This is a genomic window from Bdellovibrio bacteriovorus, assembly GCF_001592735.1.
In the GTDB taxonomy this organism is placed as follows: domain Bacteria; phylum Bdellovibrionota; class Bdellovibrionia; order Bdellovibrionales; family Bdellovibrionaceae; genus Bdellovibrio; species Bdellovibrio bacteriovorus_D.
Genome location: NZ_LUKE01000006.1, coordinates 192,738 through 218,271, shown reverse-complemented (window position 1 = coordinate 218,271; position 25,534 = coordinate 192,738). Strand labels below are relative to the sequence as shown.

Annotated in this window: 26 protein-coding genes; 10 read left to right on the top strand and 16 right to left on the bottom strand. The window is 46.2% G+C overall.

The window, feature by feature from the left end; genetic code table 11:
- Positions 1-36: 36 nt before the first annotated feature.
- The 3 genes from AZI86_RS17940 to AZI86_RS17930 all read right to left on the bottom strand — a co-directional run bounded on the left by AZI86_RS17940 (position 37) and on the right by AZI86_RS17930 (position 5,453).
- Positions 37-1,653 (bottom strand): LysM peptidoglycan-binding domain-containing protein, encoded by a 1,617-nt coding sequence (locus AZI86_RS17940; RefSeq protein ID WP_061836668.1) that lies wholly within the window; start codon positions 1,651-1,653, stop codon positions 37-39.
- A 68-nt stretch (positions 1,654-1,721) separates the two neighbouring features.
- A complete protein-coding gene (locus tag AZI86_RS17935; RefSeq protein WP_253716013.1) occupies positions 1,722-3,947 on the bottom strand; it encodes a transglycosylase SLT domain-containing protein in 2,226 nt (741 codons plus the stop codon).
- Positions 3,948-5,453: a hypothetical protein gene (locus AZI86_RS17930; RefSeq protein ID WP_061836666.1), complete on the bottom strand. Its 1,506-nt coding sequence runs from the start codon at positions 5,451-5,453 to the stop codon at positions 3,948-3,950.
- A 29-nt stretch (positions 5,454-5,482) separates the two neighbouring features.
- On the opposite strand from AZI86_RS17930, the gene AZI86_RS17925 reads away from it, so the two are divergent.
- Positions 5,483-6,205: a glycosyltransferase gene (locus AZI86_RS17925; protein WP_216635931.1), complete on the top strand. Its 723-nt coding sequence runs from the start codon at positions 5,483-5,485 to the stop codon at positions 6,203-6,205.
- Here the strand turns inward: AZI86_RS17925 and AZI86_RS17920 are convergent.
- From AZI86_RS17920 to greB, 3 genes are all read right to left on the bottom strand, one after another.
- Positions 6,176-7,150, bottom strand: a complete 975-nt coding sequence (locus tag AZI86_RS17920) for a YheT family hydrolase (protein WP_061836664.1) — start codon at positions 7,148-7,150, stop codon at positions 6,176-6,178. The two genes, AZI86_RS17925 and AZI86_RS17920, sit on opposite strands and share 30 nt — an antisense overlap.
- Positions 7,138-7,617 (bottom strand): DUF3465 domain-containing protein, encoded by a 480-nt coding sequence (locus AZI86_RS17915; protein ID WP_253716012.1) that lies wholly within the window; start codon positions 7,615-7,617, stop codon positions 7,138-7,140. The genes AZI86_RS17920 and AZI86_RS17915 overlap by 13 nt, the downstream gene beginning before the upstream one ends.
- An 83-nt stretch (positions 7,618-7,700) precedes the next feature.
- Positions 7,701-8,177, bottom strand: a complete 477-nt coding sequence (gene greB, locus AZI86_RS17910) for a transcription elongation factor GreB (protein WP_061836663.1) — start codon at positions 8,175-8,177, stop codon at positions 7,701-7,703.
- 70 nt (positions 8,178-8,247) lie between these two features.
- Between greB and AZI86_RS17905 the strand changes: the two genes are divergently transcribed.
- From AZI86_RS17905 to AZI86_RS17895, 3 genes are read left to right on the top strand one after another with little or no spacing between them, the layout of a single operon-like run.
- Positions 8,248-10,038, top strand: a complete 1,791-nt coding sequence (locus AZI86_RS17905) for a FecR domain-containing protein (RefSeq protein ID WP_061836662.1) — start codon at positions 8,248-8,250, stop codon at positions 10,036-10,038.
- Positions 10,038-11,657: a hypothetical protein gene (locus AZI86_RS17900; RefSeq protein WP_061836661.1), complete on the top strand. Its 1,620-nt coding sequence runs from the start codon at positions 10,038-10,040 to the stop codon at positions 11,655-11,657. The genes AZI86_RS17905 and AZI86_RS17900 overlap by 1 nt, the downstream gene beginning before the upstream one ends.
- A gap of 15 nt (positions 11,658-11,672) precedes the next feature.
- A complete protein-coding gene (locus AZI86_RS17895; protein ID WP_061836660.1) occupies positions 11,673-13,502 on the top strand; it encodes an adenylate/guanylate cyclase domain-containing protein in 1,830 nt (609 codons plus the stop codon).
- Here the strand turns inward: AZI86_RS17895 and AZI86_RS17890 are convergent.
- The 5 genes from AZI86_RS17890 to AZI86_RS17870 form a co-directional block, all read right to left on the bottom strand.
- The gene (locus tag AZI86_RS17890) at positions 13,499-13,750 is read right to left on the bottom strand and encodes a hypothetical protein (protein WP_061836659.1); all 252 of its coding nucleotides are present in this window, start codon (positions 13,748-13,750) and stop codon (positions 13,499-13,501) included. The two genes, AZI86_RS17895 and AZI86_RS17890, sit on opposite strands and share 4 nt — an antisense overlap.
- Positions 13,751-13,838: 88 nt before the next feature.
- Complete coding sequence (locus AZI86_RS17885; protein ID WP_061836658.1) at positions 13,839-15,104, bottom strand: ABC transporter permease; 1,266 nt, start codon at positions 15,102-15,104, stop codon at positions 13,839-13,841.
- Complete coding sequence (locus AZI86_RS17880; protein WP_061836657.1) at positions 15,101-15,793, bottom strand: ABC transporter ATP-binding protein; 693 nt, start codon at positions 15,791-15,793, stop codon at positions 15,101-15,103. Before AZI86_RS17880 ends, AZI86_RS17885 begins: the two co-directional genes overlap by 4 nt.
- Complete coding sequence (locus AZI86_RS17875; protein WP_061836656.1) at positions 15,780-16,274, bottom strand: ZrgA family zinc uptake protein; 495 nt, start codon at positions 16,272-16,274, stop codon at positions 15,780-15,782. The genes AZI86_RS17880 and AZI86_RS17875 overlap by 14 nt, the downstream gene beginning before the upstream one ends.
- Positions 16,275-16,316: 42 nt before the next feature.
- On the bottom strand, positions 16,317-16,766 hold the full coding sequence (locus AZI86_RS17870) for a DUF3299 domain-containing protein (RefSeq protein WP_081111988.1): 450 nt from the start codon (positions 16,764-16,766) through the stop codon (positions 16,317-16,319).
- 131 nt (positions 16,767-16,897) lie between these two features.
- On the opposite strand from AZI86_RS17870, the gene hisS reads away from it, so the two are divergent.
- Together hisS and AZI86_RS17860 are read left to right on the top strand one after the other, a co-directional pair.
- Positions 16,898-18,148: a histidine--tRNA ligase gene (gene hisS / locus AZI86_RS17865; protein WP_061836655.1), complete on the top strand. Its 1,251-nt coding sequence runs from the start codon at positions 16,898-16,900 to the stop codon at positions 18,146-18,148.
- A gap of 50 nt (positions 18,149-18,198) precedes the next feature.
- Positions 18,199-18,420, top strand: coding sequence for a hypothetical protein (locus AZI86_RS17860; protein ID WP_061836654.1), 222 nt, complete (start codon positions 18,199-18,201; stop codon positions 18,418-18,420).
- Between the two features lie 36 nt (positions 18,421-18,456).
- Here the strand turns inward: AZI86_RS17860 and lgt are convergent, their stop codons facing one another.
- Positions 18,457-19,515, bottom strand: a complete 1,059-nt coding sequence (lgt, locus tag AZI86_RS17855) for a prolipoprotein diacylglyceryl transferase (protein WP_061836653.1) — start codon at positions 19,513-19,515, stop codon at positions 18,457-18,459.
- A 94-nt stretch (positions 19,516-19,609) separates the two neighbouring features.
- Here lgt and AZI86_RS17850 point away from each other — a divergent pair, with 94 nt between their 5' ends.
- Positions 19,610-20,365 carry a hypothetical protein gene (locus tag AZI86_RS17850; RefSeq protein WP_253716011.1) on the top strand — a complete coding sequence of 252 codons (756 nt, stop codon included), beginning with the start codon at positions 19,610-19,612 and terminating at the stop codon, positions 20,363-20,365.
- 339 nt (positions 20,366-20,704) lie between these two features.
- Here AZI86_RS17850 and AZI86_RS17845 read toward each other — a convergent pair whose 3' ends face one another.
- From AZI86_RS17845 to AZI86_RS17830, 4 genes are all read right to left on the bottom strand, one after another.
- Positions 20,705-21,436: a hypothetical protein gene (locus tag AZI86_RS17845; protein WP_061836652.1), complete on the bottom strand. Its 732-nt coding sequence runs from the start codon at positions 21,434-21,436 to the stop codon at positions 20,705-20,707.
- Between the two features lie 92 nt (positions 21,437-21,528).
- Positions 21,529-22,077: a hypothetical protein gene (locus AZI86_RS17840; protein WP_157684761.1), complete on the bottom strand. Its 549-nt coding sequence runs from the start codon at positions 22,075-22,077 to the stop codon at positions 21,529-21,531.
- Positions 22,078-22,143: 66 nt separating this feature from the next.
- Positions 22,144-23,331: an RsmB/NOP family class I SAM-dependent RNA methyltransferase gene (locus AZI86_RS17835; RefSeq protein WP_061836650.1), complete on the bottom strand. Its 1,188-nt coding sequence runs from the start codon at positions 23,329-23,331 to the stop codon at positions 22,144-22,146.
- Complete coding sequence (locus AZI86_RS17830; protein ID WP_253716010.1) at positions 23,328-23,960, bottom strand: hypothetical protein; 633 nt, start codon at positions 23,958-23,960, stop codon at positions 23,328-23,330. Before AZI86_RS17830 ends, AZI86_RS17835 begins: the two co-directional genes overlap by 4 nt.
- A 147-nt stretch (positions 23,961-24,107) precedes the next feature.
- Between AZI86_RS17830 and nrdR the strand changes: the two genes are divergently transcribed.
- The 3 genes from nrdR to AZI86_RS17815 are packed head-to-tail and all read left to right on the top strand — an operon-like array spanning position 24,108 to position 25,490.
- On the top strand, positions 24,108-24,692 hold the full coding sequence (gene nrdR, locus AZI86_RS17825; protein ID WP_061836648.1) for a transcriptional regulator NrdR: 585 nt from the start codon (positions 24,108-24,110) through the stop codon (positions 24,690-24,692).
- On the top strand, positions 24,631-25,038 hold the full coding sequence (nusB, locus tag AZI86_RS17820; RefSeq protein ID WP_061836647.1) for a transcription antitermination factor NusB: 408 nt from the start codon (positions 24,631-24,633) through the stop codon (positions 25,036-25,038). Before nrdR ends, nusB begins: the two co-directional genes overlap by 62 nt.
- Positions 25,038-25,490 carry a hypothetical protein gene (locus AZI86_RS17815; RefSeq protein WP_061836646.1) on the top strand — a complete coding sequence of 151 codons (453 nt, stop codon included), beginning with the start codon at positions 25,038-25,040 and terminating at the stop codon, positions 25,488-25,490. Before nusB ends, AZI86_RS17815 begins: the two co-directional genes overlap by 1 nt.
- The last annotated feature ends 44 nt before the right edge of the window (positions 25,491-25,534 follow it).

Below are 25,534 nucleotides of genomic sequence, written 5' to 3'. Positions count from 1 at the left end.
CACCAATTCCTTTTTTGTTTTCTGATGAGCTTAAGCTTAATTAGAGGCGACCGGCGGAATTAAAATGCGCGTTCCCACTAAAAGTGTCGAAGCATTGCGGATATTGTTTTTCTGCTTGATATCGGTCAATGGCACATTGTAACGAGCCGCGATCACGGAAAGGTTTTCTCCACGACGAACCACGTGAACACGTTGTTTTGGCGCTGACTTAACAGGGGTTGCCTTAGCAACCGAGCTCGCCACCCCACGAGTCATGGATGTGCTGTCTGGATTTGGAACGATGATTTTCATTCCTACTTTCAACACACGACCGCGTTTGATGTTATTTAAGCGTTGAAGCTCAGAAACACTGGTCGAATACTTGCGCGCGATTGTGTATAAAGAATCACCCGATTGCACGATGTAATGACGACCATCAGCACTTACCGAAACTGTGTTTTTCACAACGGAGTCTGCATTTTTTGAACGTTTCGCCAAAGAACCTGCGGTGGTTGGACGATCTTTCACCGGTGTACGATCTGGAACATACAAACGCATGCCCACTTTCATGGGTTTACGACGAGGAAGATCATTCAAATCACGAAGGTAGGCCACCGTCGTACGATAACGGCGAGCAATCGTGCTTAAAGTATCACCACGACGAACACGATAAGATGTCGTATCGCCCGAGTCGGCGATGAACTGCACACTTTCAACCACGGATTCATTTGCCGCCACAACGGCCGTTTCTGTCATCCCTGGAGGAATACGTAAAACCAAATCAGAACCTTTCAGCGTCGCCACTTCACCTTTAAAACGAGGATTCAAAGCTTTGAAGTCTTCATAGTTCAAAGACAACTTATCGGCCATCGCGCGAAGATTCACTGCTTTAGTCAAAGTGATGTGATCAAACTCAATTGGTGGCAAGTAATCGATTTCGCCGAAACCATATTTATCTGGTTCTTTAGCGATCATTTTTGCCGCAATAAATTTAGGAACGTAATTGATTGTTTCTTTAGGCAAACGTTTTTTACGAGCTAGCTCCCAAAAATCACGCGTGTAGTGATTCATCACTTCACGCTTCACCCGGTTTTCACCCACGTTGTAAGAAGCCATCGCCAAATACCAAGATCCAAAAACTGAATATAAACCTTTGAAATATTCAGCCGCCGCTTGCGTGGCAAATACCGGGTCACGACGTTCGTCCACAAACGGTGTGATCTCTAAACCATACCGTTTTCCCGTTCCGCGAATAAACTGCCAGTAACCGACCGCCGAAGCGTGCGAGGTGGCATGCGAACTAAATCCGGACTCAATCAATGCGATATAGAACAAGTCTTCAGGAAGACCGTTATCACGCAAAACTTTTTTCATTAGTTTTTCATAACGAGTGGAACGAGCTAAGTAACGTTCCATATGAGGACGTCCCCGTCCTTGGAAATAGGCAATCCACTTTTCAACCAAGGGATTTACTTCTGTAGGAATTGTTTCCAACTCCTGATCGACCACCTTAGGGCCTTCCGGATCAGACAAACGGAATGAAGAGATGTCTTTGATCTCTGATTCCGAGGTTGGTCCCGTTCCTGGGATTTGTTTTGTTGAAGCACCATCATTTTTATGTGCACAACCAGCCATCATGGCCAGGACCAAAACCAGTGTGTAAAGTCTCCGCATGAGCCCTCTCTTTCGACGCAGGTTTTAGGCTACAGAAAGAAGGGCCATTTTTCAATAAAACAACGCCCTTATTTTGCCTTTTTATTCCGCAAATCCGCCCATAGGACGGGTTTTAAAGTCAGCGGGCCTTCATCGACTAGACGATAGAGCAAAATGTTGCGCAGTATGGCTTTCACGTAAAAACTGGTTTCTGTCCATGGAAGCTCATCAAACCACAGCTCATCTGCAATTTCGCTGCTTTGTTTTGTTAACAAAGCACTTACTTCGGGACGCAACTCGATCCAGATTTTAACTCTGGTAGGTCCTGCGTTATAAGCGGCGAGTGCGAACGGAATATTATCTTTGAACTGGTCTAACATCTGGGAAACATAGAACGAGCCCATCGGAATATTTACTTCGGGACGGAACATATCGTCGGGTAATTCAATTTTCAGTCCCAGTTTTTTTGAGACTTCTTGGGCCGTGGGCGGAATCATCTGCATCAAACCCAAAGCGTTGGACGTGGACACGGCTCGCAAATTAAAGCCACTTTCTTGACGAGTCAGACTGCGCAACACCACCGAGCTCACACCATAGCGTTCTGATTCGGCATTATAAAGATCTTTGAAAATCATGGGGTACCCGATTTTTAAAAACTGTTCTTGCCGCAAATGTGGATCTGCTTCCATCGCTTCGTTGACAAAACGAATCGCGGGCATGAATTGACCACGATCCGCAAACTTCTGGGCCATCGTCATTTTCAAAGTAGCATCTTTAATAGGCGGTAAGCCCGACAACTCTTTTTGAGCCTCCGTTAACCAGCCCGCCGCCGACAGTTCTTTAAAGCGCTGCCATGATTTTTTTTGTTCGCCCACAAGGTAAATATCACTTTGCAAAGAAATATTTTTTTCTTTCACCTCAGGCCAAGTCAGCTTCATATCTTGGGCTTCGGCGCGCAGTCTTAATCCGTAATACGAAAAAGGATAACGATTTATTAAGTCGGCCGCTTCAATCTTGGCGCGTTCGGGATTAGTTTGCTGTAAAGCGCGCACCAACCAATAACGACCGTTTAAGTCATAGCGATCCCGATTTTGCAAAAGCAGACGCTCTAACAGAGCCGAGCTGCTGGAATAATCTTTTTGACGATAATAAATCAAGCTCGAACGGAACAAAGCTTCCGCCGCTTCGTCAGAGCCATTATGCCCGACAATCAGTTTATTGAAGTATTTCAAAGCCTCGCCGTATTGACCTAAGAAATGAGCACTGCGCCCGGCCATCCATAATGCACTAGTGGCTTGGGCCGAGCCTGACAATTTTTCTGAGGCTTCTTCGGAAAGCTTTAAGGCGGCCGCGTAATCAGCCCGACGATGCAGATTTTGCGCCCACTCTAAAATCCGACTGCCATCCGCCTCTTCCATCAAATTCAGCGCTTTGCTTTTGGCATTGGCATCACTGATTTGCAGATAAATTTCTAAAGGACGATCTTTGAGTCGACGTGCCGAACGACTGCCCGGATATTGATTTAAAATAATCACCGCATCCTGAATGGCCGACGTGACTTCGTTTTGTTTCATCGACTGGCGAATCCGCTCTTCGATGCGGATTTCTTCACCCGTCTCTAGCGGAGCCGGAATTGGTAAAACGGTCGCCGTTTCTCCACGCGCTTTTTTAAGAAAATCCAATTTTTCTTGAAGGTAAGCGGAGTCTTTGTATTCTTGCGCTTGCTCAAACAAGAATTGCGCTTCGGGATAATTTACTTTCAACAATGCCAAATCACCCAACAACTGATAAACCAAAGCTTTTTGATCTTTACTGAGCTGATAGCGATCCGCCAGAATTTTTTCTAACGCCGTCACCGCTTTTAAATCTTTTTTGGCGACTTGTGCTTCTAATATTTTTAATCGCAAAGAACTGTAGCTTTGCGCCAAATCCGAAGACCAAGGACCTTCCGCGAAAAGCTTTTCATGCCCATCGATCGCATTTAAAGCCGCCTGAATTGACAAGGTTGAAGATCCTTTTTTATTTTCCTGTTCTGCACAATGAAGCCAAGCCAAAGCCACCCAGCCTTGCAGATCTTTAGACGTCGCAAAAACTTTAGGTGCTAGCTTAGAGCACTCCGACCATTTCAGACGAATTTCATAATCTTTCAGCTGTGATAACGGAGACAGCTTGGTTTTTTTTTCGCTTTTTAATGAATAAAGATCAACCACAGGCTTTGCGGGCAGATCTTTAAGCACAGAGATCTTAGAAACTTGAGCACCCACCGGGACACTGGCTGCTAGGGCCAACATCAGCACACTTGTTTTTTTCATCATCTACTCCTTCCCGGGAATTTCCTGAACGCGCTTAAATGGAACGGTTGGGAAAACTGACTTTTTCAAATACACATACGAAGATGCGCCTTTTTCCTGACGGAATTCAAATTCCGCCTTCCAATAAGCTTCTGCTAAGGTTTGATCCATGTAATCGGTGTCAGCTTTATCACAGAAATAAATTTCTAGTTCTGGAGAAAAGCTTTTCATACAGCCTTCATAACTCACAATCGGAAAGTCCCTCAGCAGCCACGGCCATGGCCATTGTTCAACCATTCCCACTTGCACTCGTGCAGTCTTTTCGGGATTGTTTTGCAAAAGGAAATCTATCACTTCATTTACTTCGTATGTGGAATTCACGTAAACATAGCGATGATCTAAATTAATTGGATTGCGATAGGAAGACTCATAAGAACTCCAAAGATTAAACAGTCCACCGAAAAACACTGCCACCATCAATCCCCAGCGAAGCTTGGGACTGGTGGTGTTTGCCAGATGATAAGCAATCACCAGGTAAAATCCCCAAACCAAACTGAGTATGCACCACACCGTTTTATAGGGAATCGCAGAATAAACGAAAAGCTGCACCAGCGAAAAAACGCTGATCAATTTAAGTCCACGGTGATGAGAAAACACCCCTGCCATGGCTAAAAGCACACCCAGAAGAACCAGGGGCTCTGCCTGCCACAAGGTATCTATCCAATAGAAAAAATATTTATCATGACCATTGCCATGAACACCGGTTTTCATCCAGGGTAAAAACGCGCGGAAAAAATCTATAAGGCCGGCAAAGTTTTTAAAAAAGCCGGTGAACATAACCAGAAAGGCCCAAAGCAAAATGGCAAGCAAAATACTTTGCTTATAAGTCCATGCCTGCTTCCAATCTCTAAGCGAAACCAATTCCCAGATTTTTTTGGGTCCTAATGCCAAGAGTCCCATCGCGAAACTAAAAAGCGTCACCGCAAAAGTTTCTTTCAGAGTGATCATACCAAAAAGGCCGATCATCAGGCAGTTTAAAGCCGTGCCGTCTTTTTCTTCCAGACTGCGCAGGATGCCCATTGCAAAAACCAACTGAAAAAATACGAACGGCATTTCATGGATGCCTGAACGCCCAAAAAAAATAAATGCCGGGCTGATCAGTAAAAGCCCCATCACCCAGCGACGCCACACCACACCGCCTAAAGACGGCAGCGCAAAAAGCATCACGCTTAACACGGCAAAAAGACTGGGCACTGCGCGCAAGGTCGTAATGCTTTTACCAAAAACGATTTCAAAAAAGCGTAAAACGTAAAAATACAAAGGACCGTGATAATTATTCGGGTCATATTTGTAATACCCCAGTTCAGCCACTTGGGATGAGAACCAACCATTGATGCCCTCATCAAAATGCACCGGTTTAAAGGTAAGACCATAAAAACGCGACGCCAAGACCGCGAGTCCCAGAACTATCAAGAACAAGGTTTGGAGGTATTTCGCTTCGGAGTTTTGCGTGACCTTGAATGATTTCATTGCTAACTATGGTAAAGATGGAATCCAGCGTGTCAACCCCACATTGTTCATTCGTGATTTATTTGTTTCGCGACTTAAAAGCGCTGCCGCTTTTTATTCAAGACTTTCGTGCTTTCTTTCAAAAATTTCCGCTGAATTACGAGCTGATTTGCGTCATTGACAGCACACCTGAAGAACATGTTTTAAAAGAACTGAAGTCAACGGCACCGCAAAATGAATCTTGGCAGATTCTGACTAATGCGGCAAAAATCGGACGCGCCCAAAGCCTGCAAAAAGGTGCAAGTCATGCCCGGGGTGAGCTCATCATCTTCCCTTCGCTGATGATGGCAACTCCCTTAGGCGATCTTTTTAAAATCCTGCAACATCTCATGTCCGAACCAAGCATGATGGCGTGCTGGGGTGAGCGCTATTCAAAAAAATCGGAAGTCATGACCCACAGCCTGCATGCTGCCCTGAAAACAGAAAATACTTTTAATAAAATTTTAAAAGAAAAAAATCCGCACAGCGCTCTAGATCCTTTGTGCGAAATTGGCGGTCTTCGTAAAACAGCTTGGTCTGAAATTGAAAATGCACCAGAGCTCAAAAAATCCAAAGGGTGGTTTTTAGCAAATCATTGTCAGAAAGTTTTAAGACAGAAAAACCTTCCCCAACATTTTTTGCATATTCATGATTCAGGACTGCGCCCGACCGACTTTTCTCTCTGGAGCGCAAGGTGGGAACTTTTACGCCAAAGTCTGTTTGAGACCCTGTAAAGCTTCATGCAGGTAATAATCCAACCATCGAGTGGACCCAAAAGGGGTGGCTTGTGCCGAAAGATATCCCATATGCCCGCCGCGAGCTTCGATATGCAGCTGCGTGCTTTTTGGAAATTCTGTTTTTAAATAATTCTCTGCTGATACAAAAGGATCATCGCCCGCCGTTAAAACATACGTCGGTGTTTTAATGTTCGGAATATAGTTTTTCGCCGAACATTGCGCATAATAATCCGCACGATTTTTAAATCCCGAGGCCGGGGCCGTATAGATCTCGTCAAAATCCCAAATCGTCGCCCATGGCGAAATCTCATAACGATCACTCAACCCCAGGCGATGTCTTTCTTGAACCAGCTTACGCAAGCTTAAAACGAAACGCATATCATAGATGCGGTTAAGACCTTTTTTTAGCAAGGCCGAGCCCTGGCCTAAATCAATCGGCCCATTCACCGCAATCGCCCCGTCCGGCAAATGAGTTCCGCGGAAACCGCCTAAAAGAGTTAGTAAGATATTGGCACTCATCGAATAACCAATAGCGATCAATTTTTTATTTGAAAATTTCCCGCGCAAGAATCCCAAAACAGCAGACATATCTTCAGCTCTGCCGGAATGATAAGGATGACGAGCCTCTAAAAAACCTTCCCCTGCGCCGCGATGATTCACAAGCACAAAGGTGTGCCCCAGTTGCTGGCACAAAAGAGCTGTGCGCTGCATGTAGTCCGAGTGCACATCACCCGACAAACCATGAAAAAGTGCGACCACCGTGTCCGAGGGGCCTTCAGTGATATAACAAAAAAGTCGATCCCCATCAGGAAGATCGACTTTATTTAAAGCTCCTAATTGCGAAAGCGTCGGCGATTTTAAAAAATGCCCCCACAGCGTTTGTGTGTGACCGCTGTTGGCCCAAAAGGGCGCTTTACATGGAAGAAGTTCTATTTTCCGCAATATACTGTTCCGTTTAAAGTTACGTATCCATCAGGACGATTCCCGCGAGGATCGTGATGCAACCAGTGAATCAGTCCACCCTTTGGTGTCCAGATAAACTGTCCACCCATGTCCACGACGTCACCTTCTTTTAAAGGAACGCGTGGGCACATGTCTGAATTGTACACGGCTTGAACTAATTTTCCATTGGAAAGCTGGACAACCCATTTTTGGTGCTCTCGGCCATTAGTATCGTCTGGAAGAATTGTCACGACCAACAAACCTGAGCCTTCCACAAAATTAACGGGACGACGATTGTTCACGGCATCAACTAAATCCGCATCCTCCCCATGACCCGCAATGCTTTGGCGTTTTTCAATTTCACGCTCTATGTGCGGAGGAGGATTTTTAGGCTTGGCTTTCGCACTTGCCTCTAGACCCATAGCCAAACTTAGGAAACACAATAGAACCGCAAAATAAAATTTCACCCAAAACCCCCCTGCTTGTAAGCGGACCGGAGTTTGGCTAATTCGCTTTCATTCAGCAACGTCTCTGTCAGGCATTATAATTTTTACTTGTACTCGATCTGCTCGATGGTGACGAACTCTTCACCGGCCGGTTTCACAAGCCTCACTTCATCGCCGACTTTCTTGCCTAAGAGGGCTTTTGCCACCGGGGATTTCCATGAAATGCGACCCATTTTCGGGTCAAACTCGTCTTCCCCTACGATTTGGTACACAAACTCTTCGCCGTCCTCGTTAGTTATAGTCACGGTAGCTGAAAAAAGCACGGTTGCCGCTTTCATCGCCTTGGGATCCACGACCTCCGCGTCTTCAATTCGTTTGGTCAGAAAATGCACGCGGCGGTCGATTTCGCGTAAACGCCTTTTCCCATATTGATAATCCGCGTTTTCGGAACGATCCCCGTTGCTCGCGGCCCACGCCACGACCTCGACCAGCTTAGGGCGCTCATCGTGCATCAAAGCATGGTACTCGGCTTTAAGTTTAGCTAGACCTTCGGGCGTGATGTAGTTCTTTGTTGAATCCATGCCTAGACTCTAGACCAACTCCCTTGAGCTTTCTAGTGAAAATTCCGAAATAAGACAGAGGAGGAATTTGATGAAAAAACAGTGGAAACGCTTGCTTATCGCCGCTTTGACATCGTCATCTGTTTTTGCTGCAACCTGGTATTGGTATCAATCCTCTGATCAAAAATTTTCACGAAATGGAAATGAAAAACCTTTGGCTTATGTCGGCAATGTTGTGGACGATATCCAACGCCGTCCCGCTTCGCGTTTGTTATGGCAATTAGTCAATACCGGGGAACCCTTGTACGACGGTGAAGCCATTCGTACGAGTGAAAAGGGCGAGGTGCGCATTCAGTTCACCGATTCGGATCGCTATTTGGATTTAGAGCCGGAGTCGTTGATCGTGATAAAAAAATCTGCTGGCGAAATCTCTTTGGACTTGATGGAAGGTTCTCTTTTCGTCAACGCCCAAGAAGGTGCGGGAACAGAGAATGGTCCCGGCCTGGTTTTAAATTCTGAAAATGGAAAAGTCGATCTTTCCCAAGCCTCTGCGTCTTTAAGCAAAGGCTCTGGCGGAAAATTAAACATCGATGTCTTAGAAGGCCGCGCTTCCATGCAAGGAACCGATGGTCAAACGCAAGATTTGAAATCTCGCGATGATGTGAGAATCATTTCTCCGCTTCCGCAAAAACCCATTGCGATGAACGCGGAATCTTTGCAGCCGGTGATATTTCAATGGGAGGGTTTTCCCGCCCAAACAAAAGTTTCATTGTGGGCCGGCCCCAGCCGTAAAAAACTGCAAGAGTTTAAGGTCAGCGAGGGCGGTCCATCCTACCTAAAAGCCCCGCTGACTTTCGGACGTCATTACTGGAAGCTTGTCGGCACAACACCTGAAGGCCGCATCATCGAGACACGCGTGTACCGCACTGATGTCATGGCTCGCTACGCCCCGACGGTGGTCTTCCCGACCGCGGATGCCCATATCACGGTGGCACAAACTCCGGCTGCCGTTGAGTTCCGCTGGCAAAAAGGTGATGACACTAAACAGACGACCTTAGAAATCTGGGCAGATGCGAATTTACAAAAGAAAGTCTCGGCAAAATCTTTCGCCAACGAAGACTCTTTCACCGCGAGCAATTTAGCTGCAGGCACTTATTATTGGCGCATGAGCTCGACATACACGGATTCCGCGACGCCTCTTTTGGGTAAAATCCAAAAGTTCACCGTTTCAACAGAGCCAGAAGTAAAAACTCCGGTAGCATTAGTTCCCGTAAATGTGGATCTGCACACCCCGACGACTCAATACTATGTGGGCCAACCACAATTTGGCATGGACTGGAAGGTTGATAAATCCGACCAGGTCGCTTTATGGCGCGTGAAACTTCTTGAAGAACATGCCGCCCCAGAAACCGCGCAAAGTTTTGATGCGACCACCACGCAATTCACCACGACCTTGGCGAAACCCGGTCGCTATATTGCTTCGGTTGAAGCCTTAAATAAGACCGGCGAAGTTTTGGGCACAAAAACATCAGAACCTATTAACGTTTTACCTCGTCCATTATTAGAAGCTCCGACATTCATTCCTCGCGAGGGTGAATTGCGAGCCGAGATGAATGGTAAAACTCAGTTGCAATGGACGGCCTTAGAGGGCGCGCAAGAATACTGGCTGACGATCAAAAAAGATGGCAAAGAGCTTAAGAAATCTCGTTACCGAGGTCCGGCGACTTCATTGAAAAATCTTTTACCTGGTGAATACGAAGTCGAAGTTTCCGCGACGGACACCTATGGTCGTCCCGGTCAAACAAGTGCTCCGCGTAAGCTCACCGTTCCTGACAATTCGGGTCTTAAGGCGCCGACCTTAAAGAAAATCCAGGTGAATTGATGCTTAAAGCGACCGCGGGGATTTTCCTTTTCATTTTCATTTTCACGACGGGAATCGCCGAAGCGGCGAAGTATCGTCGTTTGGTGAATTTTGAGTGGGAAGCCATCGAGGGCGCGACAAGCTATGAAATCGAACTTATCCCCGTCAAAATCGATTCTGAAGAACCAAAGGCATTTAACTTTAAAACTAAAGATGCTGCGTGGAATGGTCGCCTCACGCCCGGGAAATATTTAATGCGGCTTCGTTCGCGCGATTATCGTGGCGTTCCGGGGGACTGGAGCCCGCAAAGTGATTTCAACGTGGGATTAGATAATGTCGTTTTAAAATCGCCACTGACAGATAAAATAGAGACTGATTCTGCCGACAAAAAAGAAATCGAATTCAAATGGGAAGCCGTGGGCGGTGCTGATCAATACGAATTCAAACTGACTTCCGAAGATGGCACCACCGCCATCACGCAAAAATTAACCGAGCCTTACTTCAAAGCGGAAGTTCCCGTCGCCGCCAATTATTCTTGGAGTGTGAGCGCTTCTAATAGAGAAGGAATTATTAGCGAAGGAACGGCGACATCTAAATTTGCCCTCAACGGCAAAAAATTAGAGAAGCCCTCTTTAGATAAACCTGAAACAGAATTCGTGCGCGAATTGAAATGGGAAGCCCCCGAATACGCGACGTCTTATGATATCTATATTATCCGTCGCGACGAACGCACGAAGAAATTTGAAAAGTTTAAATCCATTGAAAAAACCACGTCCGCGAACTTAGATTTCGATCCTTCTTGGCCCGGAGGCCTTTATAAAGTCGCGGTCCGCGCCAATGGAAATATGCGCCCTAGTTCAGAGCTTGCTAAATTAAGCTTCAAAGTTCGTTCTGGTGACCGCTCCCCTGCCGCGGAATACACGGCCTTAGTCAGAAAATCCATTGATCGCGTGACCGGCTGGTACGGGATTGCCTCGTATCTTATTACTGAAGTGAAGTTTTCAGGTGTATATCCAGAAAAATCATCTAAAGGCACGTACAATGCCGTGGGCGGAACGGGTCGCTTGGGTGTGGGGTGGTTTGGTTCAAGCACTCCTTGGGGATTTTTAGGAATCTTAGACTTAAGTGGTTTTACTTTCGACGGAAAAACTAAAACTTTTGCTTCCACCGAACTTAACAGCGTCTACCGCATCTCCATGGGGGATCGCACCGAGCTGCGTCTGCAAGCCGGCCCTTATATTAAAGAACATCCCGACAGCATCGCCGATGCCAGCACCTCGAGTGCTGAAGACACCAAGGTCGTGGTCGCCGGTCCTCACATTGGCGCTGAATTCTGGTACTCGTTAACGCCAAAACTGGGTATTCAATTTAATGCTCACTTGTATAATTCGCTATTGAAAATGGAAACGCCTAATAACCGCGATATCGAACCGGCGATGTCTTACCAGATTGGTATCTTAGGCAGTTATCGTATGACTCAAAACTTTACGGGCCTGGTGGGTTGGGCGATGCGCGAAGACCGCGTGAAATATCAGTCCAATCCATATACCCCGATCGATCCTTCTTTGAATTTTGGTAATACTGTTGAGTCCACCGTCGTGGGGAACTATTTAAACTTTTTCGCGGAGTGGGCTTTTTAGCTCGTGGAGATTTGCATGAGAATACCTATTTCAACAAAACTCATCACCGTTACGATCCTGATCTTGGTAGCCGCCACGGGCACGATCACTTGGATCTCTTCTGATTATTTTGAAAAGAAATCTTCAGAGCAAGTAGATATCGCGAACTTGGAATCCGCGGCCGCGAAAGCCAAGGAAGTCGACAACATCGTGGCCTCTTTGGTGGATAAAACACGCGTTACGGCTTCGATTTTAATGAAGGACACGACTCAACAAACTTCGAACAACGATCTCGATTTTAACTTTGCCAAAGATAAAAACTTTGTTTCCATCGAAGTTCTAAAACTTGATGGCAGCAGCGTTGAAAGTATTTCGCGAAAAGTGAAAGACGATATTCTAAAATCTTATGAACTGAATCCTAATTATATTACTCATCTGCGAGCTTGGCAGAAATTTCCCGTACGCTCTGTGGCGCAAGGAAATTTAGAAATTCGCAATGGCTCTTATCCGAAGGCGCCCGCGTTGATTACCATCGGTATTCCGTTAGTCAGGGATGATCAGGGAAAAATCACGCATATCGCGATTGCGGATGTCATGCTGTCCCCGTTAGAAAAACCTTTCACGGACCCTTCGGAAAGAACGCAGTACCTTGTCGACCGTGACGGTGAACTTTTAGCTCATAAAGATGAACATAAAGCCATCGCCCGTCTTAACATGAAAAAATATCCGATCGTGCAAAAAGCTTTAGAACAAAAATCTCCCCAGTTCCAAACGAAGTTTGTGGATCCCGACACTGATAAAAATATTTTCGGCGCCTCGGTCAAAACGTCTTTCGGCGGCACGGTTATTTCGCAAACTTCTGAAGAAACGATCTTAGAAGTTTCTAACGAAGTAAAACGCCGCGCGATCTTTGTAGCGGGTTCGGCGATTTCGATGGCCATTTTCTTTATCTTCTTATTCTCAATGACTCTCACCTCCCCGATTGAAAAATTGGCGGACATGATTCATTTGGTTTCCAAGGGTAATTTCGATGTGAAAGCCCGGTCGCAAGTGCGGTCTCACGACGAAGTGGGCGATTTAGCGGAAGCCTTCGATCATATGACCGAGGGTTTAAAAGAACGCGATAAGGTGAAAAACCTTTTTTCAAAATTCCATGGATCTTCGGTTGCCGAAGACTTAATCAGCAAAGACATTGGTGTCGGCGGTCAGTCTAAAGAAGTCGTCGTTTTCTTTTCAGACATTCGTGGTTTCACCGCTTTTTCAGAAAAACGCTCTCCGGAAGAAGTCGTTGAAATGCTCAATGAATATTTTGGCGTGATGGTAAAAATTATTAACTCTCACGGCGGCGTCGTAGATAAATTTATCGGGGATGCCATCATGGCCGTTTGGGGGGCTCCGCAAGGAACACAGAAGGATGCTCACAATGCAGTTCGCGCTTGTTTGGAAATGCGTCGTTCATTAGAAAAACTGAATGAAAAACGCATCAACCGTGGGCAACCTCCGATTAATATCGGAATGGGCTTGCATGCAGGCCCGGCGATTTCCGGAACGATCGGATCTGATGAACGTATGGAATACACCGTCATCGGAAATACCGTCAATACGGCTTCACGAATCGAGGCTTCGACGAAAGCTTTCGGTGCTGATCTTTTAATTTCAGATACGGTCATCGAAAAAATCGGCGAAGCCTTTAAAATTGAACTTGCAGGGGCTGCCGAAGTTAAAGGCCGCTCTGAAGCTTTAAAGATGTTTAAAGTGCGCGGATACGTCGCGGAGGACGGCCATATGGTCGAAGTAAAAACGGCTTACTCGGACTATGAGGCCGAATCCGCGGATAAAGTAAAAATCGCCAAAGACGTCGCTTAGTGCAAGTCCTCAGGTCGTCGGCGTGGAAATCGGTCCACGCTGCGCGCGACTTCCTTGACGGTCATGCCGATGATGATGCCAACACCAATCAGTCCAAACACCGCAATTTTAGGGAATTTTTTTAAGGCCCAGGCGCCAGCCATCACACCGGCCGCCGTTTTTAATTCGGTCGCGACGGTTTCTTTTTTCTGACCGAAAAAGGCGGTGGAATTTGGGGACTTGTATTCAACATTATTAACTTTGGGCATAAGACCTCCTAAGAGCATTATGCCTCCAATAACACCGCATTTTAATTTCAACGGTATTGATAGTTAACAGGCTTACGTGAAGCCCTTGTTAAATCTTAATACTAAGCCCGTCTTTTAAGGCTAAGCGTTGAGCGCGCAGGGCTGGAATTAAACCAATAACGGTTCCACCCACCAAGGTAACAATGACGTATAACAGTTCTTTTTTGGTGAATGCCGCCCCAGCTAAATAAAGTCCAAATTCTCGTTCAGCCCACGGACCTAATACCGCCATTGAGACGTAAGAAAGAAGCACGCCAAATAAAACTCCTAAGGTTGTCAGCAGTGCTGATTCGAAAACCAAAAGCCCCACGATTTGGAAGGACCTGGCACCCACAGCGCGCAAGATCGCCATTTCACGACGGCGTTCATTTAATGTTGTCGTTAATGCAATCAGCATTCCTAAAAAACCGACCACCACAACCATCCAAGAAATTCCGCGCAAAACTCCTTCGATATAAGAAAGTCCTTGCCATAGCTCGGACAAAACAACGCCGGGAATGATTGCCAATAACGGCTCAGATTTAAAGTCGTTGATTTCTCTTTGCAGGCGTAATGTTTCGGCTCTGGATTTAGCTCCTAAAAAGAAAGCGGTGATCGTATCAACTTTTATATTTTCTTTAGAGATCTTTTCTTTCGGAATCACCTTGTCCGACGTGGGGGCCGAGCCATCTTGCCAATCTAAGTGCAAGGCCTCCATCCCTTCTAAAGAGACATACACCGCGCGATCCAAAGGCGTTCCCGTCGGCTTCATAATCCCCGAGACCACAAAAGGTTTGTCATCGTGATTAAGCACACCTTCTGTTTTGGTGACCCCGTGGGATATCACAATACGATTTCCTAGTTTATAACCTAATTTATTGGCGACATCCGCCCCAATCACCACGTCCCACAACTTGTCAAAAGGAACGCCCTGCTCCAGTTCCACCTTCTGGTAACCGCGATAATGATAATACTTAAAAAAATCTTCGTTGGTGCCGACCACCCGGAAACCGCGATGACCGTCTCCTAAAGAGTAAGGAATGGTCCAAGCCACATTCGGCAATTGGCTGATGGTTTTATAGGAATCATAGGAAATATTGTGCGTGGCATTTCCCATATTGAAGACCGTGTACAAGATCAGTTGCAAGGGACCACTGCGTGCGCCCACGATCAAATCCGTGCGGCTGATGGTTTGGGTGAAACCTTCTTCGGCAGCGCGCTTGGCCCTTTCCACCGTCAAAAGCAAAGTGACACTAAGACAAATTGAAATCACCGTCAGGGTTGTTGAAAAAGCACGGTTGCGAAGCGACTTGATGGCCAGTTTCAAAAAAATCATGCATGCGCCCTATTGATAGACTCTAAAGAAATGGTGCGAGTGAATAGCTTTTCCATCGTGCGATCATGCGAAACAAACACCACGGTGGTTCCATAAAGCTCCGCAAGTTCGAACATGAGTTTTAAAAACTTCTCGCGATGATCAAAATCTAAAGCCGATGTGGGTTCATCGGCCAGTAATAAATCCGGCTTCCCCAAAAGAGCTCTGGCCACGGCCACGCGCTGTTGTTGACCGACACTCAAGGCCCCGACAGGTTTACTTAACAAATCCCCAATACCTAAGTTTCCGCACAGGCCGCGAATCACTAAGTCGGTGCCGACACTGCCTAAACGGGCACGACGAGCTGCACTTAAATGTAAAGGCAGTTCGATATTTTCTTGAACACTAAGATAAGGAATCAAATTGAAGTTCTGAAAGATGTAACCCATATGCTCGGACCTGAAAGAATCCCTTTCCGCATCCGACATTTGCACTAGGTCACAACCTAAAATTTTTAAAGTTCCTTTCGAGGGTTTTAAGACCCCCGCTAAGATTTCTAACAAAGTGGTTTTTCCCGTTCCACTGGGTCCATAAAGAAAGAGTTCTTCCCCGCGTAAGACCGAAAATTCGGGAATATTCAAAACGGATGTCCCGTCTAAATAGTCAAACTGCAGGTCCCGAACTTCGATCAGGATATTACTTGAGCTCAAGACTTTCTCCGTTCTTTTTCACTTCTAACGACTTTTGCACTTCGTCCGCAATCACTTCGACCTTCACCTTTTTAATCCGAGAAAGGCCTTTTTTAAAATTAAATGTGATGGTGGACCCCGCAACTGGCTTTTGACAAGTGACCGCATATTCTACTTCCACATCGGCGTGATCTTTTTCTTGATTCACTTGAGAAGCTTCCATTTTTATTTCGCAAGCCAGTTCTTTATCAAACGCAATCATTTCAGAAATGTTGTCATTGAGCGCTTGCAGGCCTTTGTCTTTGGCCTCACGATCTTTTTTCGAACGCGCCTCGTGTTCAAATCCAAACACAGTTTCAGCGGGTGCTTTAAACTCAATTTTTCCTTTAGATCCATCAAAGCCCATGCTGACCTGGGCCGCTCCATGCACATGGGCTTTGTGTTCTTGCGCATAGACTGAAATTGAGAGCGCCGTGATAGAAAATAAAATCACTTTAAGCATTGAAACCTCCGTATTTTGCACTTTCGCTTTGTGCGAAAGGGTCTAGCGATAAGGCTCGATAGCCTCGCCGACGAGTTCGAATGAAGCATCTCCATACATGGACTTTTTAGTGACAAGATTCAAAGTGCCGTAAACCCAGATGGGTCCTTGCGCGGCCTCAGCACCCCTTTTCATTTTCACGTAGACCATTTGATTCGGTGGTGGTGGCGGCACGTGAATACAAGCTTGAGGACTGGGAACTAACAAAAACTCAACGACATCTCTCTGGTTATCTTCTAACGGAACCATAAACCCCGGAATTTTGACAGCTTGGCCATTGAGCGCCGTTAATTCGGAGCTGGCCTTGCCGGTGATATAATCCATATCGCCTAACAAGCGCCAATCCACTTCCACTCCCGTTAGCGCCGAAGGACTTAACGCGCCGGAATGGTAAAGAGCGGCTCCGGCCACCGTGGCTAAAATGAAAATACCGATTAATACAAACTTTTTCATGATTTCAGATCCTATTTTCGCCGATTGTTCCTCCTTATATTAAAGACTTCGCCTGGGGTAAATGCAATAGCTTTGCGCCGCGCCCTTCACTCTGATATAAAGGAGTTCACGTCAGATCTAAGAGGATAGTTATGAGTAACAAATTTCAATGTGTACGAGGCACCCGCGATCTTCTTCCGGAGCTTTCGAATGTTTTCCGCTTTGTCGAAGAATCAGCCTATCGCAACGCGATTCTGTATGGTTACGGAGAAATTGAAACTCCTATTTTCGAATTTTCTGACGTTTTTCATCGCACTTTGGGCGAAACTTCTGACGTCGTAAACAAAGAAACTTATGACTTCACCGATCGGGGTGGAGAAAATCTCACGCTGAGACCGGAGGGCACGGCGGGAGTGGCGCGCGCCTTTATTTCCGAGGGCTTAAGTCAGAATTTACCTCTTAAATTTTATTATTCAGGTCCGATGTTTCGCTATGAACGCCCGCAAAAAGGCCGCTATCGCCAATTCTATCAAATCGGCACCGAGTGCTTAGGTTACGATTCGCCCCTGGCGGATGTTGAAACGATCGCGCTTGCTTGGGACTTTTTAAAATCCATCGGAATCGCGGCCGAGTGCACGCTTGAAATCAATACTCTGGGTGATGCAGAAAGCCGCACCGCCTATCGCGATGCGCTAGTAAAATACTTCTCTCAACACGTCGATTCTTTGTCCGCAGATAGTAAGATGCGTTTGGAAAAAAATCCTTTGCGCATTTTAGATTCCAAAGACGAGGGCGATAAAAAAATCAATACCGGCGCGCCTAAGTTTGCAGAATATCTAAATGCAACTTCGAAAGATTTTTTTGCCGGCGTCCTTAAAGGCATCGAGGCCTTGGGGATTCCATTTAAATTAAATCCATTATTGGTGCGTGGTTTAGATTACTACACTCACACTGTTTTTGAATTCACCACGCAAAAGTTAGGTGCCCAAGGAACCGTTTTAGCTGGCGGTCGTTACGATGGATTGATTGAGTCCATGGGCGGCCCACGCACACCGGCCGTCGGCTGGGGCGCAGGTCTTGACCGTTTGGCTGATCTTGTTCCACCCGAGCTGGCCGTGAAAAAAGATCTTTTAGTCGCGGTGATCGGCGCTGACGACCAAGGGGAAGCTGAAAGCGTGAAATTATCCCACGAGCTTCGCGCCCGCGGAATTAAGACCGAGAACTTCCTCTCAGGAAAAATGGGCAAGAAAATGCAAAAAGCCAACAAACTGGGTGCGCATTACGCTTTGATCTTGGGTGGAAATGAAGTCGCCAATAAAACGGTCACGATAAAAAACTTTGCTAGCGGCGAACAAAGCGAAATCTCGCGCGCGGCATTGACGACTTACGAATTTAAAATTTAGTTTTAATTTTTTAGGCTCCACGATGGGCCGCTTTTTTCATGGAGTTTAGAATGAAGTTTTTAGTTATCGTACTTTTTGCGTTGTCGTGTCTATCATGTACTAAAAAATCGGATTCTGTTTCTACGGCCCATTCAGGCCCCCATGCAGAAGTTATTAACCAAGACCTGCCAGATCCCAGTGCTGATATTTCAGCGGCTCCACAAGCCTGCACCAAAGATGCAGATTGTGGTGGCAAGAAATGCGTCGAAAAAGTTTGCACCACGGCTCACTAGGTTTGCGAAGACCGCCTGTCACCGGCTTGCCGGTGACTACTTACGATTTAACTTGATCGAATATCCTCTTGCCCAGCCAGGCACCGACAACGAACTTGCTCGGGTCCAAACGAACATCAAGATCAAGCCGACGATAAACATCACCACACTTAACCACTGACCACGAGTCAATCCCAACCACTGATAACCGATATGTGCATCGGGCATACGGAAGTGTTCATCGATCACACGCACGATCGCATACAGCAATACAAAACAAGCCGCGATAAATCCTGGCTTACGCGGTTTGCGCCACAAGAAGAACAAAATTAAAAACAAAAACAAGCCTTCGCCTAAAGCCGCAAAAAGCTGTGATGGATAACGAGGCGTTAATAAAGGCGCGATGGCCTCTTTGGCCGCCGTGTTGCCATCTTGGATGCCGACAACGATTTTATTTAAAATATCATACAACTGTTCGCGCGCGCCGATGTCCATACGGAAATTTTGCGCGAGCTCTAACCATTTTTCAGATGTCACACCGACTTTTTCAGCCACGGGTGCAAGCTCCGGTAAACGTCCCGCTTCTGCCGCCGGCCAAGAATAAATATCTTGAGGAAACTTCACCGCCAACGGATAGGTCGGATCACAAGGACGTCCCACAAGTTCACCGTTGATAAAGTTCGCAATACGACCAAAGAAAACTCCCAAAGGTCCAACAACGGCCACTAAATCGAAAAGATAAAGTGTGTTCACGGAGTATTTGCGGGCAAACAACCAACACGCAATCACGATCCCGATAATACCACCGTGGCTCGCCATCCCGCCTTCGTTCACCGCGAGAACTCCCCACCAAGGGAACTCACCTTTGAATTTTGTTAACAAATCCGGGCCATAAAAAAATACATACCCCAGACGACCGCCCACCAAAGTGCCAATCGCACCATACGTGATGAAATCGCCCACCATTTGGGCGGTTAATCCCGAACGCTGGCGTTGGGCCAACCACTTGATCAGAAGATAGGCACAAATAAAGCCCATCATGTAAGACAAACCATACCAACGGATACCGAAGTCTCCGGAAATTCTAAGTGCAAATGGGTCAAAATCGTGAACCACGAGGCCTCCTTTTTTCGACATATTTTGAGACAAACAGTACGTCTCAGCGTGGGAAAAATTAGGGTTTTCGATATAAAAGCGGGAAAATAAGCCTATGTCTAGAATTACATCCTTGCTTCTACTGTGCATTATCATCTTTTCGTCTCTGTCTGAGGCTCAAACCAAGAGCAAATGGAGCTCTGGGATCGACTTCACCCAAAGATCCGCCAATCGCGAAAAAGGCCGCTGGTCCCTCACCGATTGGCTCGCGATGAAAGAGCGCAATCGCATGATGGATCAATGGCTTTCCCTTAATTCACCGTCCGCGTTTGAATTTATGATGTCGGGCTCTTACAACTCGTTTAAGACCGATCTTGGCGATGGCTCCGAAGCAAAATCGCATTCGTCTTACAAGGCCGAAGCCGCCGCCTATGCCCAACTCGTGGGGGTGACCGCCGAATATGAGAATAATACGGAAGAAGGCTTCAACGATCTTTCCGGTATTTTCAATCTGCGCCTTTTAGGAAATTCCATTCAGAACACCTCGTTCACCATTCATTATGGTCAACGCACGCGCACTTCGGATACGAGCACTTTACGTCAGCAATTCGGGCAAGCCAGTTTGCAATTATACTTAACCAAATATTTTGGAATCGACGGAAAATACAGATATTTCCTGCCGACATCGACTGATGAATTAGGCGACGTCAAAGGAGATATGACCGAAGCGGGAGTTTTCATAGACTTCAAAGCTCTGCGGATCTTCGGTGCTTGGTATAAGGAGAGCCAAAAAAACAAGATCCCTGCTGCGACGGAAGACACTGTCACCGATCGCACAGGGATTAGGTCAGGAATCAAAATCTTCTTTTAGCCTTCTTGTTGGTTCTTGCTTCTTTTTTCAATCATAGCCTGCTTTACCATTGAGATGGAGTGTTACCCTTAATTTGTGGGACGGCCATCCGGGCCTCGCCGCAGGTTCATACGACTTCGTGTCGCTGCGGAGCCCACAAATTAAGGGTAACACCCCATCTCAATGAACCAGTCTTGGTTGAAGCAATAAGAAGAAATCAGAAAATAAAAAAATAAGAACTTAGATCAGACGGAATTTGGGCTTCGTGAAGGTCATCACGTCGAAAGACTTTTTGCGTTCCTAAAAAAGCAAAAAGGTCCCGGAGGGACCTTTGAGCCTATAAAACTCGTGTTACCAAGATTATTGCAATTTGATTAACTTGTTTTCGCCAGACACGAAGTATGATTCTGATGACAAGTGTTCTACTACTGGAGAAGTTACTTTCCAGCCCATGTTCATTTGCATTCCTGCTACTGGAGCTTCTTTTGTTCCCGTGTTGAATACTGATGGGATGGCTGCTTCGGCGTCGAATTGGAAGCCCCATGCTACTTTTACGTTAGCTGGCATAAAGGTCGCGTTCGTGATGTATTTACCCACGCCGTTTGCTGATCCGCCCGCAGTGTAAGTTACGCGGTACGCGAAGCTTACTACGTTCATACCGAAACCATTTGTGTAATCGATTTGGTAAACTTTTGATTCAGGAACATTCCAACCAGAAAGATCAGACCAGCAAGTCAAACCTTTTGGAAGAGCATTGGCTGTATCCAATTTGATGTTCATCACTGGTTTACCCGCTTGAACGATCGTCCAGATTTTTTTACCAATGTTGATGATTTGATCTACGATCAACTCTACACCATTTAGTGGATTCAAATCTGCTGGTGCTTGACCAGAGTAACGGATCGCGAATGGACCAGAAGATGCGCACTCTTCATTCAAACCTGGCTGAGCCATTGGGTTTACTTGAGAAGAGTATTTTTCAGTGACGTCCGTCACTTTCATGTTTTTGATTTCATAGTAAGATTTATCAACGGCCAAAGCTGTGTTTGCCAAGCCCAAAGCCAAAACGAATGCTGTTAGTGAACGAATCATTAGGTCCCCCTGTTTGTTGCCCGAAGGTGATATCAATGGGGTGGGGACGTTTCAAATGAAAATAAACTAATGTGCGGTATCAGCCTCTTGCGTCACCACTGTTTGGTGACGGTGAGCATCGGAAATAGCCAAGTTTTGCCATTCGACGCACTGGATTCAACATTATTTACAATCTTCTTGGTGTAACTTGCCGAAAAATAGTTCAACGACATACCAATATAAAGTTTCTCGGCGACTTCGGGTGACACACCGAATGAAACTAAAAAGCTTGTGCCTTCCCAGTTTTCATTCGTCGTTCCAGATGAATAAGTGGCTTTACTTATCAGATTATAGGCAGCACCAAAGTTGTATAATTTCCCGCGACCCAGTTGATATTTAAATCCCACACCCATATCGGAACTGCTAAAGGTTGTTGTCGTACTGGTCGACTGCGTTTGATTTATTCCAGAATAGTTAAATCCCAACCAGGCTTGTTTGCCGAGGTCTAATAATAACCCCCCTCCATAAAACATCTGCGTGGAAGTGCGATCACTGGGAGTTGTTAAAGAATCTGAATAATAGATGCCACCGACATCAATCATAATACCGGCAAAAGACGAGGAAGCTGTTAAGAAGAGGACAAGAAAAGCTATACGGCCCACAAAATGAGTATCTCGTGGTTTTGAGAGCTTCGCCATAAACTACCAAGTCCAGCTAACAACTTTGGACTAACGTCGTTCTAAAAGGGCTCCATAAAATCCATCAAAGCCCTCTTTATCCGGGCGCAAATGAATTTCTTGAATCAAGGTCCAGTCCTGACCGTGCTCTTTTAAGAAACGTTCGATCTGCTTTTCGTTTTCACTCGGCAGGATACTGCAAGTCGCATAAACCATGCGCCCGCCTTTTTTGGTCATGACACAATAGCTGGTTAAGATTTCATATTGCAGCTGCTGCAGGCGCGCGATCTCGTCGTTATTTAATTTCCATTTTGTATCGGGATTACGACGAAGCACGCCCATTCCGGAACACGGCACATCCAATAACAAACGATCGGCCGTTGCGTGCATGCGTTTGATCACTTTGGAAGAATCAATCAAACGGGTTTCAATCACGTCCACCCCATCTCGGCGCGCACGGATTTTTAGCTCATTTAATTTCCATTCGTGAATATCTAAAGAGATGATCTTGCCTTTGTTCTTCATCATCGCGGCCATGTGCAAGCTTTTGCCACCAGCCCCCGCGCACGCATCAATCACGCGATGACCCGGCTCAACTCCCAAAAGTGGAGCAATCATTTGTGAAGAAGCATCTTGCACTTCAAAGAAACCTTCTTTGAAAGCCTTCGAAGTGAAGACATTTTTTCTTACCGGCAAACGCAAAGCCACCGGCAAATCCGCAGAAACTTTCACCGCTTCAATGCCATCTTCGGCTAAAGATTTAATCACTTGATCGGGATTTGATTTCAAAGTGTTTACGCGTAAGAAAACTTCTGCGGGCTTATTCAACGCGCGCATCACGTCTTTCCACGCATCCCCTAATTCAGTTGTGCCACGCTCGTGCATCCAGTCCGGAATCGACTGAGCCACCGCAAAAGACGGCAGATCTTTTAAACGTGCTTGAATGAATTTTGCATCGATATCGGAAAGCTCTTCCCAGTCTGGAAGCTCATGACCTTGACGAATCCAGTACGCGGCCCAGATGGCCCAAAAATCGTTATTGTCAGCGACATGACTTAAAAGACGCTCCCAACGCACGATTTCGTAAACGGTTTCGGCAAAAAACTTGCGGTCTCGTGCGCCCCAAGCTTTGTTGGACTTCATCGAACGTTCGATGACTTTGTCGGCGTATTGCCCTTGATCAAAAATCTCTTCCAGAGTGGTCACGACCTGCGCAACCAAGTGCTTATGAATTTTCAAAACGTAAATACCAATCCACCTGCTAAAAAGGTGCCGTTATATTGTCCTGAGGACAGGATGAAAAGGCTGTTTTTTAGACCAGCTTCGATAAAGAAGCCAGTGTTTTCAAAGACGTTGAAAAATCTGGCCCCCGCCACCAATTGATAGTCCAAAGAGATCGCCGATTTTTCGTTGATTTGCTTTAAGAAAACTCCCAAGCCTAAGCCCGCACCGAAATAAAGCGGAAAGCGAGAATTCGCATCCGGGAATGTGATCAAAGGTAGGAATGAAAGTTTCGTCGGTTTTTCTCCGGCAATCTCATAGTCCATATAGTCGATACGGATGTTCATATCCATCGAGTTCACCCACTCGCCGATGCGATAGGTGACGCCGAAATTGTTTTTACCGACATCATCTTCTTGGCCGTTTTTTCCCCAATCATAAGACTGAGAAGACATCAATCTTCCGTAGTGTAAAGCCAGATAGTGATCATTTGCGCCCGTGATGCCACCACTTTGGATATCATTGGAAACATCTCTTTTTTGAAAATACTTCGTCGCCGCATCGCGCCCCACGATAGGTTGAGAGCTTTGCGCCCATCCGACCGAACCGACCAACAAGGGCAAAATGATCAAAAGAAAAGTCTTCACACGCACCTCAATTCTGTCTTCTATTCTATCCAGCTTTTGCTGCCAGAGTTAAGCCCTTGACGCAGCCTAGCATTACCTCTGCTTAGATTGACTCATGAATGCCCGCTCCCCTAATCTCCAAGCAGCTTTAGGACGGGACCAAAGACTATGAAATGCCCATTTTGTGCGCATGCAGATGACAGAGTTTTAGACACGCGAGTGCAGAAGGATGGCAGCATCCGTCGGCGTCGCGAATGTTTAGAATGCAAAGCCCGTTTCTCGACGGTGGAAACCATCATGTTGGCTTTCCCCTTCATCATTAAAAAAGATGGACGCCGTGAACCTTTCAGCAAAGAGAAAATCTTAAAAGGCCTGCAAGCAGCTTGTCAAAAACGCCCCGTAAGTCTAGCGCAAATCGACGCGGTCGTTGAACGTATCTCGGCCTGGGTTATCAACCGTGGAGAGAGCGAAATCTCTTCTCGCTTGATCGGAAAGAAAGTCATGGCTGAAATCAAACAGCTTGATGACGTGGCTTACATCCGTTTTGCAAGTGTGTATCGTACCTTTAAAGACGTCCAAGAATTTGTCGAGACCCTGGAAGACACTGAACTTCTTGATTTTGTGGATACAAATAATCCACAATTAAGTCTGACTTCCATGAACTTAGTAGACAACGAAAAGAAACCGAACCATGAAACTGACAGCAAGACGACAAGCCAGAGAACTCGCTCTCCAAATCCTATTTCAAACTGAGTTCGCGCCGCAAATCAGCCCACAAACATTGCTCGATGTTTTTGAACAAAGTGTTGAAGAAGAAACCACTTCTTACGCCGATGCGTTGATCAAAGGCGTGCAAAGTAAAAAAGCCGAAATCGATGCTAAAATCCAAGCTTCTAGTGCTCACTGGAAAGTGGAGCGCATGGCGACCATTGATCGCAATATTTTGCGTATCGCTGTGTATGAAATGAAATTCGCCGCTGATCCGATCAAAGAAAATATCGCTATCAATGAAGCCGTAGAGATTGCCAAAAAATACGGAACCACAGAATCGGCAAGTTTCGTTAATGGTCTTCTGGACCAAGTTAGTAAGGCCCGCTGATGGCTTTGAGCGTTCTTTCCCAGGCCAGTGCATTGAATCCTGGATCCGACTTGTGGATCGTGCCTGATTTGGAAAAGTCGCAATGGACAGCCAAACTTGATTGGTATTTAAACTTTCAAGTTTGCAAATCTTCTCGCCATGTATCCCCGCACTTAGAAAAATATCTGACCGATGTCTTGCGTGAAAGTGAGCTGAATGTTCGCACACCCCAGAAAATGGGGACCACTCCCCTGATGATCAGCTCTGAAAATCTGCTGCCAAATAAGTGGGTGGTCATTCTTCCTTGGAATGGTGACCTGCGCGAATGGAGCACAAGAATTTTCGAAGTTTGGAGCCAGCTTAAAGAGCCTTCTTTGCGTGTCTTCTTGCCTCCTGGACAAAGTACCGGGAGCCTTCAGACCGCTTGGCAGTCCCACCATACAGTCCCTGAATTCACCGTCGTGCTTGATTAACGACCTAATTCTCCCCACAATATTACTGAGCATATAGATAAGTT

Coding starts and splice junctions, on each gene's coding strand:
- AZI86_RS17900 (WP_061836661.1), top strand. CDS start 10,038: ATGCTTAAAGCGACCGCGGGGATTTTCCTTTTCATTTTCATTTTCACG.
- greB (WP_061836663.1), bottom strand. CDS start 8,177: ATGGATTCAACAAAGAACTACATCACGCCCGAAGGTCTAGCTAAACTT.
- nrdR (WP_061836648.1), top strand. CDS start 24,108: ATGAAATGCCCATTTTGTGCGCATGCAGATGACAGAGTTTTAGACACG.
- hisS (WP_061836655.1), top strand. CDS start 16,898: ATGAGTAACAAATTTCAATGTGTACGAGGCACCCGCGATCTTCTTCCG.
- AZI86_RS17895 (WP_061836660.1), top strand. CDS start 11,673: ATGAGAATACCTATTTCAACAAAACTCATCACCGTTACGATCCTGATC.
- AZI86_RS17875 (WP_061836656.1), bottom strand. CDS start 16,274: ATGCTTAAAGTGATTTTATTTTCTATCACGGCGCTCTCAATTTCAGTC.
- AZI86_RS17905 (WP_061836662.1), top strand. CDS start 8,248: ATGAAAAAACAGTGGAAACGCTTGCTTATCGCCGCTTTGACATCGTCA.
- AZI86_RS17940 (WP_061836668.1), bottom strand. CDS start 1,653: ATGCGGAGACTTTACACACTGGTTTTGGTCCTGGCCATGATGGCTGGT.
- AZI86_RS17815 (WP_061836646.1), top strand. CDS start 25,038: ATGGCTTTGAGCGTTCTTTCCCAGGCCAGTGCATTGAATCCTGGATCC.
- AZI86_RS17935 (WP_253716013.1), bottom strand. CDS start 3,947: ATGATGAAAAAAACAAGTGTGCTGATGTTGGCCCTAGCAGCCAGTGTC.
- AZI86_RS17930 (WP_061836666.1), bottom strand. CDS start 5,453: ATGAAATCATTCAAGGTCACGCAAAACTCCGAAGCGAAATACCTCCAA.
- AZI86_RS17850 (WP_253716011.1), top strand. CDS start 19,610: ATGTCTAGAATTACATCCTTGCTTCTACTGTGCATTATCATCTTTTCG.
- AZI86_RS17870 (WP_081111988.1), bottom strand. CDS start 16,766: ATGAAAAAGTTTGTATTAATCGGTATTTTCATTTTAGCCACGGTGGCC.
- nusB (WP_061836647.1), top strand. CDS start 24,631: ATGAAACTGACAGCAAGACGACAAGCCAGAGAACTCGCTCTCCAAATC.
- AZI86_RS17885 (WP_061836658.1), bottom strand. CDS start 15,104: ATGATTTTTTTGAAACTGGCCATCAAGTCGCTTCGCAACCGTGCTTTT.
- AZI86_RS17845 (WP_061836652.1), bottom strand. CDS start 21,436: ATGATTCGTTCACTAACAGCATTCGTTTTGGCTTTGGGCTTGGCAAAC.
- AZI86_RS17860 (WP_061836654.1), top strand. CDS start 18,199: ATGAAGTTTTTAGTTATCGTACTTTTTGCGTTGTCGTGTCTATCATGT.
- AZI86_RS17890 (WP_061836659.1), bottom strand. CDS start 13,750: ATGCCCAAAGTTAATAATGTTGAATACAAGTCCCCAAATTCCACCGCC.